Below are 15646 nucleotides of genomic sequence, written 5' to 3'. Positions count from 1 at the left end.
CCAAACCCCTCTGACATGAAGCATCTTTCCACGCTCCTCTTCTCGGCTCTCCTGTGCGCTCCGCTCTTCGCAGCGCAAGGCGGCCCCGATGCCTACGGCTACATCTGGAAGGACAGCAATGAGCCCGACGGCCCGGTCTTCAGCTGGATCGACATCACCACCACCGGGCAGATGATCATGGGCCTTGGCGACGACAACGTGGTGGGCCCATTCGTGATGGCCACCGACATGCCCTTCTACTGGTACGCCCGCAAGAACATCTGGATCGGCAGCAACGGCTACATCGCTTTCAACGGCGGCAACATCGCGTCGCCCTTCCCCATGATCCCCACCAGCGGCGGGGTGAACGATTACGTGGCGGGCATGGCCAGCGACCTCAACTTCCTGGGCACCGGCAATCCCGGCCGTTGCTACGTGCTGGACACCGGGGACACCACCATCATCTCCTGGATCGATGTGCCGTTCTGGTCGCCCACTGCGCCCACCTACACCGGGAGCAACACCTTCCAGATCATCCTGAACAAGCTCGACAGCAGCATCACGGTGCAATACCTCACGCAAACGGGCCTCACGCAGAACAACGACCTGAAGCTCGGCATTGAGAGCGTGGCCGGCAGCATCGGCCTGCAGCACAGCAGCAATGTGTACCCGGTCACCGGCATCGCCATCCGCTATTACATGCCCCCAATGAGCACCTTGCAGATCCTCGATGCCACCGTGGGCTGGAACGGCCAGCCGGGATCCAACGGCATTTTCCGCTCGCGCAATGGATCGAGCTATTCCATGGTGGCCAACGCCCTCAACGTGGGCAACACCGATACCGGCCCCTTCAACTTCTCCGGAACGCTGCTGAATGCGGGCGGTGCCTCGGTGATCACCGCTGCCCAGGCGATCGGCAACATCATCCCGGGCCTCGACACCACCGTGAACTTCGCACCTGCGTGGACCCCCAACCCGGCTGGAACCTACCGCTTCAACACCACGGTGAGCGGGCTAACCGGCGAATTGGTGACCTTGAACAACGCCCAGACCCAGGAGATCGTGGTGGTGGATACCACGACGGCCACACACGACCTGCGCTACCACGGCACCACTGACAACGGTGTGGGCCTGAGCTGGAACGGCGGCAATGGCGGCGTGGGCATGTACATCAAGCCGCCCTACTACCCGGCCTATGCCACGCACACCACGGTGCGCATCGTGAGCAACATCGGGCTGGCCGGATACACCATGAAGGTGTATGACGACGACGGCGCCGGAGGCCTGCCGGGCACCTTGCTCGATTCCGTGAACATCCCTGCGGCGCAGGCCGTAGCCGGCGATCAGGTGATCCCGCTCTCCGCTCCGATCACCATCACCAGCGGCGGTGTATATGTCCAATGGTACATGCTCGGCGCCGACATCAACATCGCCGTTGACATCACTCCGCCCTTCTCGCTCAACAGCTACGAGGTGATCGATGGCGTGTGGGCGGAATACCGCGACCGCACCATCCAGGACTTCTTCATCGGGCTCCGATTGGCGCAGGTGCCGGTCTTCGATGCCGGCTGCAACGGCTTCTTCAATCTCGCCGACGGGCAGGCCATCGGCTCACCCATCGCCATACGCCCGTGGATCCGCAATTACGGCAACCAGGTGGTAACCGCCCTCGATGTGCACTACCGCTTCGGCAACGGGAATGTGATCACGCAGGCGTACAGTGGCCCAGCCATCAACCCCGGCGCGCAACAACTCTTCACCTTCAGCACCTCTTACTCGCCCACGGCCGACGAGACCGGTGCCCTCTGCGCATGGACCACATTGCCGAGCGATCTCGTGACCGCCAACGACACCTCCTGCGTGCTGGTGAACACGTACGTGGGCATCGGCGAGCATGCATTGGGCGCAGTCACCCTCGGACCGGTGCCGGCTGATCAAGAGCTCCGCGTGCTGGGTCTTCCGGGCGGATCCTTCCGCCTCACGGTCACCGATGCTTCAGGCCGGGTGGTCGATGAGACCATCGCGACCAACGGCAGCAGCGCCGCGATCCAGACCGGTCAACTGCAGGCGGGCGCCTATCAATTGACGGTGAGCGATGGCAACGGGCGACGATCGATCGGCTTCGTGGTGCAGCATTGATGGGCAGATCGCTCCGCGCGCAGATGCGAAGCGATAGCCGCAGCGGCGCATGATCATCACCGAGCGCTTCGTGATGCTGAACTTACCCAAGACCGGGAGCAGCTTCGCGCGGCAGGTGGTGAAGCAGGCTCACTTCCATCATCCCCCTTCGCTGCGCCAACGGATCGGCTGGCGGCTGGGAGCGCCGCCACGCATGCTGAAGGACTTGCTAATGAAGCCCAACCTCTTCAATGCCGAACAGGCGGCGCAGGCGAAGGAAGTGGCCCATGGCGCGTACTGCCAGATCCCCGAAGCGCATCGAAACAAGGCCATCGTGGCCGTGGTGCGGGAGCCGATGGCGCGGATCGTCTCCTTGTACGAGTTCAGGGCCTGGGCCAAGAGCCCGCGCGTTGATGAGCGCCGCTTGCGCCACGCCTTCCCGGGTTTCCCAGACCTGAGCTTCGCGGAATACTTCGACCTGCACATGGGCCTGGGCTATGCGGCCGCTGCTCCGAGCGGCATGCGAACGCGCATAGGGCCCACCACCCTGCAGTTCATCCGCATGTTCGCGCACGACCCCTTGCGCACCGCGCTTGCCCTGCACGATGGCATGGATCTGCGCCGCGAGTGGCGCCAGCACTTCCCTCGGATCACATTCCTGCGCACCGAACGCCTCAATCACGGGCTGCGCCGCTATCTCCTGGGCCACGGCTATACCCGGGCCAGCCTGCGCTTCATGGACGAAAAGGAGCGCGTGAACCCCACCAGACGCTCGCAAGCGCATTACTTCACGCCCGAAATGGCCAACGAAGTGCGCCATCGCGAGCGCTTCTTCTACCAGATCTTCCCCGACTACCTGCGCGCCTTCGACGCCACCTGAACGCAACACACAGCACCCATGGAACGCGACCAAATCATATTCGACCTGATCGACAAGGAGAAGTGGCGCCAGACCGTAGGACTTGAGCTGATCGCCAGCGAGAACTACGTGAGCGACCAAGTGCTCGAGGCCCAGGGCAGCGTGCTCACCAACAAGTACGCCGAGGGCCTGCCCGGAAAACGCTATTACGGCGGCTGCGAAGTGGTCGATGAGATCGAGAACCTCGCGATCGCGCGGGCGAAGCAGCTCTTCGGTGCCGTTTGGGCCAATGTGCAGCCGCACAGCGGTGCGCAGGCCAATGCCGCCGTGATGCTCGCCTGCCTGAAGCCCGGAGATACCATCCTCGGATTCGACCTGAGCCACGGCGGCCACCTCACCCACGGCAGCCCGGTGAACTTCAGCGGCAAGCTCTACCGGCCCACCTTCTATGGCGTGGACAAGGCAACAGGACGCGTGGACATGAGCAGCGTGCGCGAGACAGCGCTGCGCGAACGCCCCAAGCTGATCATCTGCGGGGCGAGCGCGTACAGCCGCGATTGGGACTACGCCGCCTTCAGGGCCATCGCGGATGAAGTGGGCGCGATCCTGCTGGCCGATGTGAGCCACCCCGCCGGATTGATCGCCGCCAAGCTCCTGAACGACCCGCTGCCGCATTGCCATGTGGTGACCACCACGACGCACAAGACCCTGCGCGGCCCGCGCGGCGGCCTGATCATGATGGGCCGCGACTTCGAGAACCCGTGGGGACTCACCACGCCGAAGGGCGAGGCGCGCATGATGAGTGCCGTGCTCGATGGCGCCGTTTTCCCGGGCACGCAGGGCGGTCCTCTGGAGCATGTGATCGCGGCCAAGGCCGTGGCATTCGGCGAGGCGCTCTTCCCGGATTTCACCGTGTACGGCAAGCAGGTGATCGCCAACGCGGCCGCCATGGCCCAGGCATTCACGGAGAAGGGCTACGACATCGTGAGCGGCGGCACGGACAACCACTGCATGCTGATCGACCTGCGCAACAAGGGCCTCACGGGCAAGGAAGCCGAGCGGCTGCTGGGCCTGTCCCACATCACCGTGAACAAGAACATGGTGCCCTTCGATGACAAGAGCCCATTCGTGACCAGCGGCATCCGCATCGGCACCGCCGCCATCACCACGCGCGGCTTGAACGAGCTCGACTGCAAGAAGATCGTGGAGATGATCGACACCACCCTGCGCAGCAATGGTGACGCAGGCGAGTTGGACCGCGTGAAGTTCTATGTGGGCGGCATGATGCGCCTGAAGCCGCTCTACGGCTGGGCCGTGGAGAGCTGAGGCATGATCGGGTGGCTGCGGAAGGCATGGCGCGCACGGCTCGGGCGCGACGCCTCGAAACGCCTCTTCCGGGAAAAGGCCGATCTGCTCGGGCGCAAACCGTTACGTGCGGAAGAGGCGCTGGTGATCACCGGCGATCCGCGTGGGGGCACCACCTGGCTCATGGAAGTGCTCAGCGCCTGGCCGGGCACTGCCATCAACTGGGAGCCATTGCACCACCTGCACGGTGCGGTGCCTGAGGCCATGCACTGGGGCAAGCGGCCATTCATACCAGAGCACGACCGAGACCCGGAGCGCCTGCGCGTGATGCGTGAGCTGCTCACGGCTCAGCGCTCCACGGAATGGACGCTGCGCTATTGCAGCAAGGAGCAGGCGCAGCGCGCAGAACGGATCCTCACCAAATTCGTGCGCGCCAACCTGCTGCTGCCATGGATGACGGCCACCATCGCCTTTGAGCGGAAGCCGATCCTACTGCTGCGCCACCCAGTGCCCACGGTGCTCTCGCATCTGAAGGCCTTTCCTGACCCCTCGCACAGCGCTCCCTCGATCCGGATCCCGGATCAGATCTTCACGGAGCGCTATGTGGAGCACGAACCTTACCTCAACAGCCTGCAAACCGGACTGGAGCGCACGCTCGCCATGTGGTGCGTGAACAACCTGAGCACCCTGCGGCATCCGAGGCATGGACTTGATTGGATCGTGGTGCATTACGAAGACCTCCTTCTTGATCCGGCCTCCAGCCTCGAACGCATCGCCGCAGCATGGCGCGCGCCCGTGGCGCCGTGGATCGAAAACGCGCAGCGCGACCGATCGAGCGCGACGGATTTCGCCCGCGACCGGCTCAGCGAACCATCAGCCCAAGCTGCCAAATGGATGCAGCGGATCGATGCGGCGCAGGCCGCCCGATTGCAAGGGATCCTCGATCGCTTCGGCATCGATGCGTACCGCATGGATTCGCCGCTACCGCAAGGAAGGACGCGGGACCTTGCCGGAGCTTGAGGACCTTGGTCGCGTGGACAAGCGAACCGCTGCTAGCCGCTACCGGATCCCCATTCGCGGTGCGGAATGCGCGCCGGCAACAGGAACGCACCACCGGGTCATGCCGGGCCATTCAGCCTTCGCAGCACGGGTAATCGCGCAAGCTGATCCTCATCGAGCCAGATGGCATAGCATGCGATGAAGGCAAGGCCCATCTCAGGGATGTCCATCCAGATGGCCGTGGCAAGGTGAAACAGGACTCCGAAAGCCATCCACGGCAGGCGCGTGGCGCGGAACCAGACCGCGATCGGGAAGGTGAGCTGGAACAAGAGCACCGCATAGGTGGCTATTGCTGCAATTGTCGGGAACGAAGCGATCCAAGCAGGACCGTATGCCGGATCGGTTGCCGCAATGCCAAGCGCAGTGCCATCGAGCCAATGCGCTCCGGTGAGCTTGTGCAGGCCGGTGGCCGCGTAAGCCAGCAGCAATTGGAGCCTGATCGCCCAGAAGCCGATGGCCTTCAAGCGCTCATCGCGAGCGGCGAGGAAGGCGCACCAGAAGAGCACGTTGGCCATGAGCTGCTGGCCGCCGCTGGAGGAGAGCCAGCCCGTATTCATCACATTCACGTAGAGCAACCAGATCAGCGCCACGCGCCACCACTTCGTGGAACGCCACAGCTCGACGCCGGAGAGAACAACGATCACCCATGGGAGCAACAGGAGAAGGGTTGCTTGCCACGAGTCGGGGAGCTGCGGCAGCACATGCGTGATGTGCTTCAATGGTCCCGGAGGAAGCCATGGCGGTGAAATGGCCAGTACGTTACTTGAATCAAACCCGGTCCAGCTGAAGAGTGCGAAAAGCAGCACCCATGCCATGATAGCGAAGCGGGACTTACGAACATGCGCCTCGGCCACGTTCATGGAACCAAGAGTTCGGTTATCCGCTCTTCGCGAAGCCACGGCCTTTCAACATCCGTGACGCAATGCTCGACCAGCCGGAATTGATGCGTGGGGACCGCGTAGCCAGCGCGCCACTCGTAGCCATGGAGCACCATTGTCCTCATGGCGCGCATCAACTGCGGCGCGAGTGATCCTCGGCCTTCGAACGCTTCAGCCTGCACGTGGCGCGCGATCGACTGCGCCGCGCGTCGCTGGAGGTAATGGTCGGGCCCTCGATCGATGTTGAACCACGAGCCGCCCACGCTGTATTCGATGCGGCAATCACACAGCGGCGGATCCGGTGCGAAGAGCCGCCATTGCTGGTGGAAGAGCGGCCTGGCATAGAGCTGGCCGACGACGCGCAGGCGCTCGGGCACAAGCTGCTCCGGGAAGGTGTAGCAGGCCAGCATGAACGCGTGCAGGCCCACGATGCCCACGACAATGCGCTTCGAGGATCGGTTCATCCGTGGGGTGAAGATGCGATGCGGCGCCGCAACGCACCTTTGCGCCATGTCCAAGAATCCGAACGACCCCGCGCTGCGCTCCTGGATCCCCGTGCCGGCCGGTAGCGACTTCCCCATCCAGAACATCCCCTTCGGCATCGGCGAACGAGCGGGCGGAGGTGATTTGGTCACGCTCTCACGCGTCGGCGACACTTGCATCGACTTGAGCGTGCTGCATGGAGCGGGCTTACTGGCACATGAGGATTTGGATTCCGAGATGCTCCTGTACAAGCCGTTGAATGAATTGCTCTTGCTCGGGCCCGATCTCGCGCACTATCTGCGCGGTCGGCTTTCCGAACTGATGCGGCACGACAACCCCGAGCTGCGGGACGACACGCACGTCCGAGAGGCCGCGCTCATCGGTGCGGACAAGGTCGATATGCAGATGCCCTTCGCCATCGGCGACTACACCGATTTCTACAGCAGTCGTCAGCATGCCTACAATGTGGGCTGCATGTTCCGCGATCCAGCCAATGCCCTGCTCCCGAATTGGCTGCATCTGCCGGTAGGCTACCACGGGCGCGCCAGCAGCATCATCCCCAGCGGCGTCGACATCCACCGTCCTTGCGGCCCGTTCAGGCCATCGCCCGATGCCGCGCCGGTCTTCGGCCCCACCCGCCAACTCGACTTCGAGTTGGAAGTGGGCTTCTTCACCTACGAAGGCAAGGACCTCGGCCAGCGGATCAGCACCGCGGAAGCCGATGACCACATCTTCGGACTGGCGCTCTTCAACGATTGGAGCGCCCGTGATATCCAGGCTTGGGAGTATGTGCCGCTCGGCCCCTTCCTGGGAAAGAACTTCGCATCGAGCATCTCACCGTGGGTGGTCACCTTGGATGCGCTAGAGCCGTTCCGGGTGGCAGGCGTGGCGCAGGATCCGGTGGTGCTGCCCTACTTGCAGTACGATGGCCTGAAGCACTACGACATCAAGCTCGAGGTGGCCATTCGTCCCGAAGGCGGAAGCGAGACCGTGGTCTGCCGCAGCAACTTCAAGCACCTGTACTGGAACATGGCGCAGCAGCTGGCCCACCACACCGTGAACGGCTGCAACGTGCGCGCCGGCGACCTGATGGCTAGCGGGACCATCAGCGGCGATACGCCCGACAGCTTTGGCAGCATGCTGGAACTCGCGTGGAAAGGCACCAAGCCCGTGAAGCTGGCTGACGGCAGCGAGCGGAGATTCATCGAGGACGGTGACACCGTGATCATGCGCGGTTACTGCGAGAAGGACGGACTGCGGATCGGCTTCGGCGAGGTGCGCACGAAAGTGCTTCCGGCACTGCCCTTCGAGGCGCCCTAACTTCGAGGCCATGAGCAGCGCTGAAGCCGCCACGTCAGACGCCTCCAAGCCCGCCATCGACATCGAAGCCGAGCGCGCGGAGATCCTGCGCCGCTACCGCACCCTGCTGCGCGCGATCAAGGGCGAGCGCACGGCTGAGGACACGCGCCTGATCCGCAAGGCCTTCAACATAGCCGTGGAGGCCCACAAGGACCAGCGGCGGAAGAGCGGCGAGCCCTACATCTACCACCCCATCGCCGTGGCGCGCATCTGCGCGGAGGAGATCGGCCTGGGCACCACCAGCGTGGTGGCGGCGCTGCTGCATGACACCGTGGAGGACACCGACCTCACGCTCGATGACGTGAAGGACCTCTTCGGCCCCACGGTGGCCACCATCATCGACGGGCTCACCAAGATCAGCGGCCTGCAGTTCGCCACCGACAGCATACAGGCCGAGAACTTCCGCAAGGTGCTGCTCACCCTGGCGCAGGACGTGCGCGTGATCCTGGTGAAGCTCGCGGACCGGCTGCACAACATGCGCACCCTGGACCACCAGCCGCGCGACAAGCAGCTCAAGATCGCCAGCGAGACCCTCTATCTCTACGCGCCCCTCTCCCATCGCCTCGGCCTCTATTCCATCAAGAGCGAGCTCGAGGACCTCTCGCTCAAATTCAAGGAGCCCGAGGTGTACGCGGACATCAGCACCAGGCTGAAGAAGGGCGAGGCCGTGCGGCGACGATTCATCAACAGCTTCGTGGTGCCCATCAAGCGCGCCCTCGACCGGGAGCAGTTCAGCTATGAGATCAAGGGCCGGCCCAAGAGCGTCCACAGCATCTACAACAAGATGCTGAAGAAGAACGTGAGCTTCGAGGAGGTCTATGATGTCTTCGCCATCCGCATCATCATCGACACCAAGCAGGAATTGGAGAAGGCCGATTGCTGGAAGGTGTACAGCATCGTCACGGACTACTACCAGCCCAACCCGGATCGCCTCCGAGATTGGATCAGCCTGCCCAAGGCCAACGGCTACGAGAGCCTGCACACCACCGTGATGAGCCCAGGCGGCCGCTGGGTGGAAGTGCAGATCCGCAGCCGCCGCATGGACGAGATCGCCGAGATGGGCCTGGCCGCGCATTACCGCTACAAGGACGACCAGGAGCACGCCAGTTCCCTGGACGCCTGGCTCAACCGGATCCGCGAGGTGCTGGACGACCCCACCACGGACGCCATCGATTTCGTGAATGACTTCAAGCTGAACCTCTTCAGCGATGAGATCGTGGTGTTCACGCCGAAGGGCGAGATGCGCAACCTGCCGGCCGGCTCGACCGCGCTCGATTTCGCCTTCGACATCCATACCCAGGTCGGCAGGCAGTGCATCGGCGCCAAGGTGAACCACAAGCTGGTGCCCTTGAGCCACCCGCTCAAAGGCGGCGACCAGATCGAGATCATCACCAGCCGCAAGCAGCAGCCCAAGGAGGATTGGCTCGGCTACGTGAAGACCGCCAAGGCCCGCCACAAGATCAAGCAGAGCCTGCGCGACCTGAAGAAGAAGCTCGCCGTGGTGGGCCGCGAGCAGGTGCAGCGCCTGATCCGCAAGTGGGGCGCCAAGGCCGATGCCGCCAGCATCAACGCCCTGATCGAGCACTTCGGCGCCCGCAGCGCCATGGACCTGTACTATCACGTTGCGCGCGGCAAGCACGCACCGGAGAAGATCGAAGGCGTTGAGGTGCGCGCCGGCAGGCTGCATCTCCCCAAAGTGGAGCGCAAGGCCGATGAGCGCAGCCTCGAAGAGGTGGTCGCCGAGATCCGGGGGGCCGTCCCTGGCGCGCTGCTCATCGGCGACGACCTGCAGAAGATCGACTACAAGCTCAGCAAATGCTGCAACCCCATCGCTGGCGACGATGTCTTCGGCTTCATCACCGTGGGCGAGGGCATCAAGATCCACCGGGTGAACTGCCCGAACGCCGTGCAGCTCATGAGCAACTTCGCCTACCGGATCGTCAAGGCCCGCTGGAAGGGCAAGGAGAACATCGAATTCCTGGCGGGCATCAGGTTCAGCGGCATCGACGATGTGGGCCTGGTGAACAAGATCACCACCATCATCAGCCACGAGCACAACGTGAATATGCGCGCCATCAGCTTCGAGAGCCACGATGGCATCTTCGAGGGCAAGGTGATGGCCTATGTGCACGACACCGACCACCTCAGGGCCCTGATCGAGAAGCTCAAGCGCGTGCGCGGCGTGCGCAGCGTGGAGCGCGTGGAGCAATAGCGGCGCGCCTCCTCCGCGCCTACATTTGCGCGACTCCACAGCAACCGCCGCATGAACCCGGTTGAGCAGCAGGCCAGCGCCCAGCGCATCTTCACCGAGTACCTCGAGCGCAACGGGCATCGCAAGACCCCGGAGCGCTTCGCCATACTCAGCGAAGTGTACGCCCAGGACGGGCACTTCGACATCGAGCGCCTCTACGGCCGCATGAAGATCAAGAAGTACCGGGTGAGCCGCGCCACCCTGTACAACACCATGGACCTGCTGATCGATTGCGAGCTCGTGCGCCGGCATCGCTTCAGCACGGAGCGCAGCAGCTTCGAGAAAGCGCACGCCTACCGCCAGCACGACCATTTGATCTGCGAGGCCTGCGGCAAGGTGTCCGAATTCTGCGACCCCAGGATCCAGCAGATCAAGAACACCGTCGCCGACGCCACCGGCTTCAAGCCGAACCGCCACGCCCTGCACATCCACGGCCTTTGCGCCGCCTGCCAAGCCAAATCCAGCAACAAATGACCGTCACCGACCGCCTGCCCTTCGGCCTTGAGATCACCGAGCAGCAAGGAATCCCCGTCTTCCACATGAAGGGCCGCCTCATGGATCAGCAGCAGGCCGACCGCCTCATGGAGGCCCTGAACGCCGAACTGGACAAGGGGGCATCATCCGTGGTGCTCGACATGGGCGAGCTCCAGTACATGAACAGCACCGGCCTGAACATCCTCATCAGCGTGCTCACTGCCACGCGCAACAAGAGCGGCGACACGTTCATCGCCCGTGTGAGCCACGGCGTGCGCCAGCTCTTCCTGGTCACCAAGCTCGACACCGTCTTCACCATCACCGACCAGGTCGAAGAGGCCATCGCCAAAATCAAGGGCTAGTGGGCGCCGCACGCATGGATGTGCTGCTCGGCGCCCAATGGGGCGATGAGGGCAAAGGCAAGGTCGTTGACGTGATCGCGCCGCGCTATGAGGTGATCGCGCGCTTCCAAGGCGGACCCAACGCCGGGCATACGCTGCTGTTCGAAGGCCACAAGCACGTGCTGCACACGATCCCCAGCGGCGTGTTCCGCGAAGGCACCATGAACCTGGTGGGCAATGGCGTGGTGGTCGATCCGGTGATCTTCCTCAAGGAGGTGCGCGAGCTCGAAGCCGCGGGCGTGGACATCCGCGCATCACTCCTGCTATCGCGGCGCGCCCACCTGATCCTTCCCACGCACCGCGCACTCGATGCCGCCAGCGAGGCCGATAAGGGCAAACTCAAGATCGGCAGCACGCTCAAGGGAATCGGCCCAACGTACATGGACAAGACCGGTCGCAACGGCCTGCGCGTCGGAGACCTGTTCCAGCCCGATCTCGCAGAGCGCGTGGCCGTGCTGCGCCGCAAGCACGAGCGCCTGCTCTCGCTCTATGACCAAAGCGGCGCCAGCCCGGGAGCCGAGGCCGAATGGATGGACGCCGTGCAGCAGCTGCGCGAATTCACCACCGTCGATTGCGAGCACTACCTCGATCAAGCCCTTCGCGCCGGCAAGCGCGTGCTCGCAGAAGGCGCACAGGGCACCCTGCTCGACATCGACTTCGGCACCTATCCGTACGTCACCAGCAGCAGCACCATCTGCGCCGGCGCGTGCACTGGGCTGGGCATCGCACCCAACCGGATCGACCGCATCACCGGCATCTTCAAGGCGTATTGCACACGGGTGGGCAGCGGCCCCTTCCCCACCGAACTGGAAGACGAGACCGGCGAAGCCATCCGCAAAGCCGGCCACGAATTCGGCAGCACCACCGGGCGGCCGCGCCGCTGCGGCTGGCTCGACCTGCCCGCGTTGCGCTACGCCGTGATGATCAACGGCATCACCGAATTGGCCATGATGAAGGCCGATGTGCTCAACGGCATGGACAAGCTGCGCATCTGCACGCATTACCGCGTGGATGGGCAGCTCACTGACCGCATGCCCTACGATGTGAGCACGGGCATCGAACCGGTGTACACCGAGATGGCGGGCTGGGGTGCTTCGGATGCCCAAGGCCGACTGCCCGATGCGCTCGACCGCTACATCGCGACCATCGAAGAGGCCGTTGGCGTGCCCATCTCCATCGTCTCGCTGGGGCCCGATCGCTCAGAGACCATCATGCGGCAGCCTGCAACGGCGCAGTGATCCCATGAACCGGCGGAAGCGAATCGGCCCGCCTTCATCGCATTCGCAGCGGAAACGGCGAACGGGGTCCGGGGCTATTGAGCCTATCCCTGCCGGTTTCGCCGAGCAGCTGCCCCTCAGCCACACCGACGAGCAGGCGGCCCTGCTGCAAGCGCTGCATGCACCCGCGCCGACCAGCATCCGCCTGAATCCGGGCAAGCCATTCAGGATCGCCGCCGATCCGATCCCATGGTGCCCGAACGGCCGCTATCTGGCGCAGCGCCCGGCATTCACCTTCGACCCGTTGCTGCATGCCGGTGCGTACTACGTGCAAGAGGCTTCGAGCATGCTGCTCGAGCAGGCCGTGCGCGCATCGGGCCTCATCGATCGCGATGTGCTCGCCCTTGACCTCTGCGCCGCACCGGGTGGCAAGAGCACCCATCTGCTTTCGTTGCTCACGCCGGGGAGCCTGTTGGTGGCCAACGAGGTCCATCCGGATCGCCGCGCGGTGCTGGCCGAGAACTGTTGGAAGCATGGCGCGCCCAACGTGATGATCGCAGGGGCGAGGGCTGAGGACCTCATGCCGCTGGCAGCCGCATTCGACCTGATCCTGCTCGATGCGCCCTGCTCGGGCGAGGGGCTGTTCCGGAAGGATCACTTCGCGCGCGCTCAATGGAGCCCCGACCTGGTGCAGCATTGCGCCGCCACACAGCAGGTGCTCGTGCAAGCCGCCTGGCACGCCCTGAGCCCCGGCGGCGTGCTCGTGTACAGCACCTGCACCTGGGAGGCCATGGAGAATGAGGTCCAAGCGGCCGCGCTCATCGCCCTCGGAGCAGAGCGCATCGAACTGCCCTTGCAGCCCGCTTGGGGCGTTGAGCGCAGCACCTTGCACGGCGCCCTTGGCTACCGCTGCTATCCGCACCGCGTGCGAGGCGAAGGATTCTTCATCACCGTGCTGCGCAAGCCCGGATCGCTGCCCGATCGTACGCCGACCATACGGACCGCAGAGCCATTGCGTTTGCCTTGGCTGAAGGAGGAGCTGGAGTTCACGGCGATGGACCAGCGAGGAACCATGCATGCGATGCCAGCGCGATGGCATCGGACCGCGGAACGACTCCGCGGCCCATTGCGCATCGTGGCCCCGGGCCTCCCTAGTGCTGAACCCAAGGGCGCGGGCTGGAGGCCGCACCCGGCCATGGCCCTGTCGCAGGCGCTCGATCGCAGCGCGCTCAAAGAAGTGCCGCTCACCGATGACGCAGCCTTGCGTTACCTGCGTGGCGAGGCGTTGCCTGATACGGCTGCCGAAGGCGATGCGCTTGCCACGATCCATGGGCTCGGGCTCGGCTGGTTGCACGGCGCGCGCACGCGGTGGAACAACCGATGGCCGGCGGCGTGGCGGATACGCGCCCATGCAAGCGATGCGGCCGCTGTACCTTGGTCGAAGCAGTGAACGCACCATGCTCACCGCATTCCTCGATTGGTTCGAAGAGCACAAGGCCGGCGTGATCGGCGCGCTCGCCTTGCACACGCTGTTCCTGTTCATCTGCACCTTCATCTACATGCCATCGGTGCCGCGGGAGGACCAGATCAGCGACATGCGCATCGAGATGATCAGCGACCTGGAAGCCGAGGAGATCCAGCAACGCATCCAGGACGAGGACGATGGCGTGCCGGAGAAGGTCACGGCCCTCACCAGCAACATCACCGCCGAGGTGAAGCCTTCCTTCAGCCAGGCGAAACTGGCCGAACGCGTGGAGAACGACCTGCGCGCGCTTGAGCAGGCCGAATTCGAACGCTTGGAGGAAGAGCGCAAGGCGCGCGGCGAAGAGGACGTGGATATCCCGGAGCTGGATCCCAGCAAGTGGGACCACGAACGCTATCTCAGCAAACCTGCGGAGCCCGTGAAAGTGGAAGGGGCCGCGCTGGTGGAGCACGACCTGCGCGACAGGGTCCGCGGCGATGCCAAGCCCGGATACCTCTGCAAGGAGCAAGGCCGCGTGGTAGTGCGCGTGGAAGTGGACCGGAATGGGCGCGTTCGCAAGGCCGAACTCGACAAGGCCGGCACCAACACCACCGATGAGTGCATGCTGGAGCTCGCCTTGCGATCGGCCAAGGAGACCCCATTCAGCCCTAGCTCATCGGCGCCTGATCCGCACCGCGGCATCATCACCTTCCGTTTCGTGCAGCAGTAAGCATCACGCCGCTGCAATTCCGTCACGGCGGGGCGATGCGATCCGGAAATCCTGTCGCACAGCAAGCACCGGCGAGCGCCACTTCGTCGCAATCGCCGCGGCGGCATCCGGGTTGACCGGCGGGGCGCATGATGCACTGCAAACCACAAAAAACCCAACACGCCATGACGATCGCGAAGTACCGTCCGCAGGCTGTGCTCACCAGCCCTTTCAGTGAGCTCGTGAACGAGTTCTTCGGCCGCGACATCGGCCAGACGCTCGGACAGGATGATGCGCGCCGCAATGTGCCCGCCGTGAACATCGTGGAACGCGACAATGAATTCGAGCTTCACCTGATGGCTCCCGGCTACGCCAAGGAGGACCTGAAGCTGAATGTCGAGGACAGCACCCTCACCGTGAGCGCGGAGAAGAAGTCCGAAGACCTGAAGGAGAACGAGCGCTTCACCCGCCGCGAGTTCATGCACAGCTCGTTCGCGCGCAGCTTCCGACTGCCCGAAACGGTGAACGCCGAAGGCATCCGTGCCGAGCATGTGAACGGCATGCTGGTGGTGCGCATCCCGAAGGCCGAAGCCGTGAGGCCCAAGGCCCGCGAGATCACGATCGGCTGATCGGTTCAACCATTCATCGGCGAAGCCCCTCTCCGGGGCTTCGTCCGTTCCAAGCCAGGCCCAAGCAGGCCGCGCCCATCTTCACCTTCGGGTTGAATCCTTGGGAACAGCAGCCGCACGATCAGCGCAACGGACCCACCGAAAAAGCGGAGCGGGGCCCGCCTTTCAGCGATCCCCGCTCCCATGCAACTCGGCCGTGGCCTATTGCATGCCCGATGCCTTTGCCCGATAGGCCTCACCGCCTTTCCGCGGCTCATCCTCTTGCCGTGGATCTCGTTGCACGTCTGGCATGCACTCGTGCTGCACGTTCGCATGACCTCTTACCAGGTGTGGCCGCGCTTGCGCGCTTCCGGCGTCGTGCTGCATTCAATCCGAGCGGTCCCTTCTTGCGTCGGGGGGCGTAAAGAACTTCGGTGAGACGAACGTAGGACAGGGCCCAAGGACGGCCAATTTTCGGAGCCTC

Annotated in this window: 14 protein-coding genes; 12 read left to right on the top strand and 2 right to left on the bottom strand. The window is 64.0% G+C overall.

The annotated features are described in order from the left end of the window. Positions 1-15 precede the first annotated feature (15 nt). The 4 genes from IPM12_11115 to IPM12_11100 are packed head-to-tail and all read left to right on the top strand — an operon-like array spanning position 16 to position 5281. Entirely contained in the window at positions 16-2118 is a 2103-nt protein-coding gene (locus IPM12_11115; GenBank protein ID MBK9148349.1) for a T9SS type A sorting domain-containing protein, read from the top strand. A 49-nt stretch (positions 2119-2167) separates the two neighbouring features. Next, positions 2168-2977 carry a hypothetical protein gene (locus IPM12_11110; protein MBK9148348.1) on the top strand — a complete coding sequence of 270 codons (810 nt, stop codon included), beginning with the start codon at positions 2168-2170 and terminating at the stop codon, positions 2975-2977. Between the two features lie 18 nt (positions 2978-2995). Continuing rightward, positions 2996-4282 carry a serine hydroxymethyltransferase gene (locus tag IPM12_11105; GenBank protein MBK9148347.1) on the top strand — a complete coding sequence of 429 codons (1287 nt, stop codon included), beginning with the start codon at positions 2996-2998 and terminating at the stop codon, positions 4280-4282. A 3-nt stretch (positions 4283-4285) separates the two neighbouring features. Then, entirely contained in the window at positions 4286-5281 is a 996-nt protein-coding gene (locus IPM12_11100) for a sulfotransferase (protein MBK9148346.1), read from the top strand. Between the two features lie 98 nt (positions 5282-5379). Here the strand turns inward: IPM12_11100 and IPM12_11095 are convergent, their stop codons facing one another. Together IPM12_11095 and IPM12_11090 are read right to left on the bottom strand one after the other, a co-directional pair. Further along, a complete protein-coding gene (locus tag IPM12_11095) occupies positions 5380-6135 on the bottom strand; it encodes a hypothetical protein (protein ID MBK9148345.1) in 756 nt (251 codons plus the stop codon). Between the two features lie 41 nt (positions 6136-6176). Further along, positions 6177-6662 (bottom strand): hypothetical protein, encoded by a 486-nt coding sequence (locus IPM12_11090; protein ID MBK9148344.1) that lies wholly within the window; start codon positions 6660-6662, stop codon positions 6177-6179. Between the two features lie 46 nt (positions 6663-6708). On the opposite strand from IPM12_11090, the gene fahA reads away from it, so the two are divergent. The 8 genes from fahA to IPM12_11050 all read left to right on the top strand — a co-directional run bounded on the left by fahA (position 6709) and on the right by IPM12_11050 (position 15183). After that, positions 6709-8001 (top strand): fumarylacetoacetase, encoded by a 1293-nt coding sequence (gene fahA / locus IPM12_11085; protein MBK9148343.1) that lies wholly within the window; start codon positions 6709-6711, stop codon positions 7999-8001. A gap of 10 nt (positions 8002-8011) precedes the next feature. Continuing rightward, positions 8012-10252 (top strand): bifunctional (p)ppGpp synthetase/guanosine-3',5'-bis(diphosphate) 3'-pyrophosphohydrolase, encoded by a 2241-nt coding sequence (locus IPM12_11080; protein ID MBK9148342.1) that lies wholly within the window; start codon positions 8012-8014, stop codon positions 10250-10252. Positions 10253-10303: 51 nt separating this feature from the next. Then, entirely contained in the window at positions 10304-10765 is a 462-nt protein-coding gene (locus tag IPM12_11075; protein MBK9148341.1) for a transcriptional repressor, read from the top strand. Continuing rightward, entirely contained in the window at positions 10762-11127 is a 366-nt protein-coding gene (locus IPM12_11070) for an STAS domain-containing protein (GenBank protein MBK9148340.1), read from the top strand. The genes IPM12_11075 and IPM12_11070 overlap by 4 nt, the downstream gene beginning before the upstream one ends. A 14-nt stretch (positions 11128-11141) precedes the next feature. Beyond that, positions 11142-12404: an adenylosuccinate synthase gene (locus IPM12_11065; GenBank protein MBK9148339.1), complete on the top strand. Its 1263-nt coding sequence runs from the start codon at positions 11142-11144 to the stop codon at positions 12402-12404. Positions 12405-12408: 4 nt separating this feature from the next. Next, the gene (locus tag IPM12_11060; GenBank protein ID MBK9148338.1) at positions 12409-13833 is read left to right on the top strand and encodes an rRNA methyltransferase; all 1425 of its coding nucleotides are present in this window, start codon (positions 12409-12411) and stop codon (positions 13831-13833) included. Positions 13834-13840: 7 nt separating this feature from the next. Beyond that, positions 13841-14575, top strand: a complete 735-nt coding sequence (locus IPM12_11055; protein MBK9148337.1) for a hypothetical protein — start codon at positions 13841-13843, stop codon at positions 14573-14575. 164 nt (positions 14576-14739) lie between these two features. Beyond that, positions 14740-15183, top strand: a complete 444-nt coding sequence (locus IPM12_11050) for an Hsp20/alpha crystallin family protein (protein ID MBK9148336.1) — start codon at positions 14740-14742, stop codon at positions 15181-15183. The last annotated feature ends 463 nt before the right edge of the window (positions 15184-15646 follow it).

This window comes from Flavobacteriales bacterium, assembly GCA_016716605.1.
GTDB lineage: Bacteria > Bacteroidota > Bacteroidia > Flavobacteriales_F > PHOS-HE28 > PHOS-HE28.
The sequence above is the reverse complement of the archived record's forward strand: the minus strand, read 5'-3'. Positions and strand labels throughout refer to the sequence as shown.

Bases quoted from the DNA above. Each gene is read 5' to 3' on its own strand.
- IPM12_11115 (MBK9148349.1), top strand. From the start codon at position 16: ATGAAGCATCTTTCCACGCTCCTCTTCTCGGCTCTCCTGTGCGCTCCG.
- IPM12_11110 (MBK9148348.1), top strand. From the start codon at position 2,168: ATGATCATCACCGAGCGCTTCGTGATGCTGAACTTACCCAAGACCGGG.
- IPM12_11105 (MBK9148347.1), top strand. From the start codon at position 2,996: ATGGAACGCGACCAAATCATATTCGACCTGATCGACAAGGAGAAGTGG.
- IPM12_11100 (MBK9148346.1), top strand. From the start codon at position 4,286: ATGATCGGGTGGCTGCGGAAGGCATGGCGCGCACGGCTCGGGCGCGAC.
- IPM12_11095 (MBK9148345.1), bottom strand. From the start codon at position 6,135: ATGGCATGGGTGCTGCTTTTCGCACTCTTCAGCTGGACCGGGTTTGAT.
- IPM12_11090 (MBK9148344.1), bottom strand. From the start codon at position 6,662: ATGAACCGATCCTCGAAGCGCATTGTCGTGGGCATCGTGGGCCTGCAC.
- fahA (MBK9148343.1), top strand. From the start codon at position 6,709: ATGTCCAAGAATCCGAACGACCCCGCGCTGCGCTCCTGGATCCCCGTG.
- IPM12_11080 (MBK9148342.1), top strand. From the start codon at position 8,012: ATGAGCAGCGCTGAAGCCGCCACGTCAGACGCCTCCAAGCCCGCCATC.
- IPM12_11075 (MBK9148341.1), top strand. From the start codon at position 10,304: ATGAACCCGGTTGAGCAGCAGGCCAGCGCCCAGCGCATCTTCACCGAG.
- IPM12_11070 (MBK9148340.1), top strand. From the start codon at position 10,762: ATGACCGTCACCGACCGCCTGCCCTTCGGCCTTGAGATCACCGAGCAG.
- IPM12_11065 (MBK9148339.1), top strand. From the start codon at position 11,142: ATGGATGTGCTGCTCGGCGCCCAATGGGGCGATGAGGGCAAAGGCAAG.
- IPM12_11060 (MBK9148338.1), top strand. From the start codon at position 12,409: ATGAACCGGCGGAAGCGAATCGGCCCGCCTTCATCGCATTCGCAGCGG.
- IPM12_11055 (MBK9148337.1), top strand. From the start codon at position 13,841: ATGCTCACCGCATTCCTCGATTGGTTCGAAGAGCACAAGGCCGGCGTG.
- IPM12_11050 (MBK9148336.1), top strand. From the start codon at position 14,740: ATGACGATCGCGAAGTACCGTCCGCAGGCTGTGCTCACCAGCCCTTTC.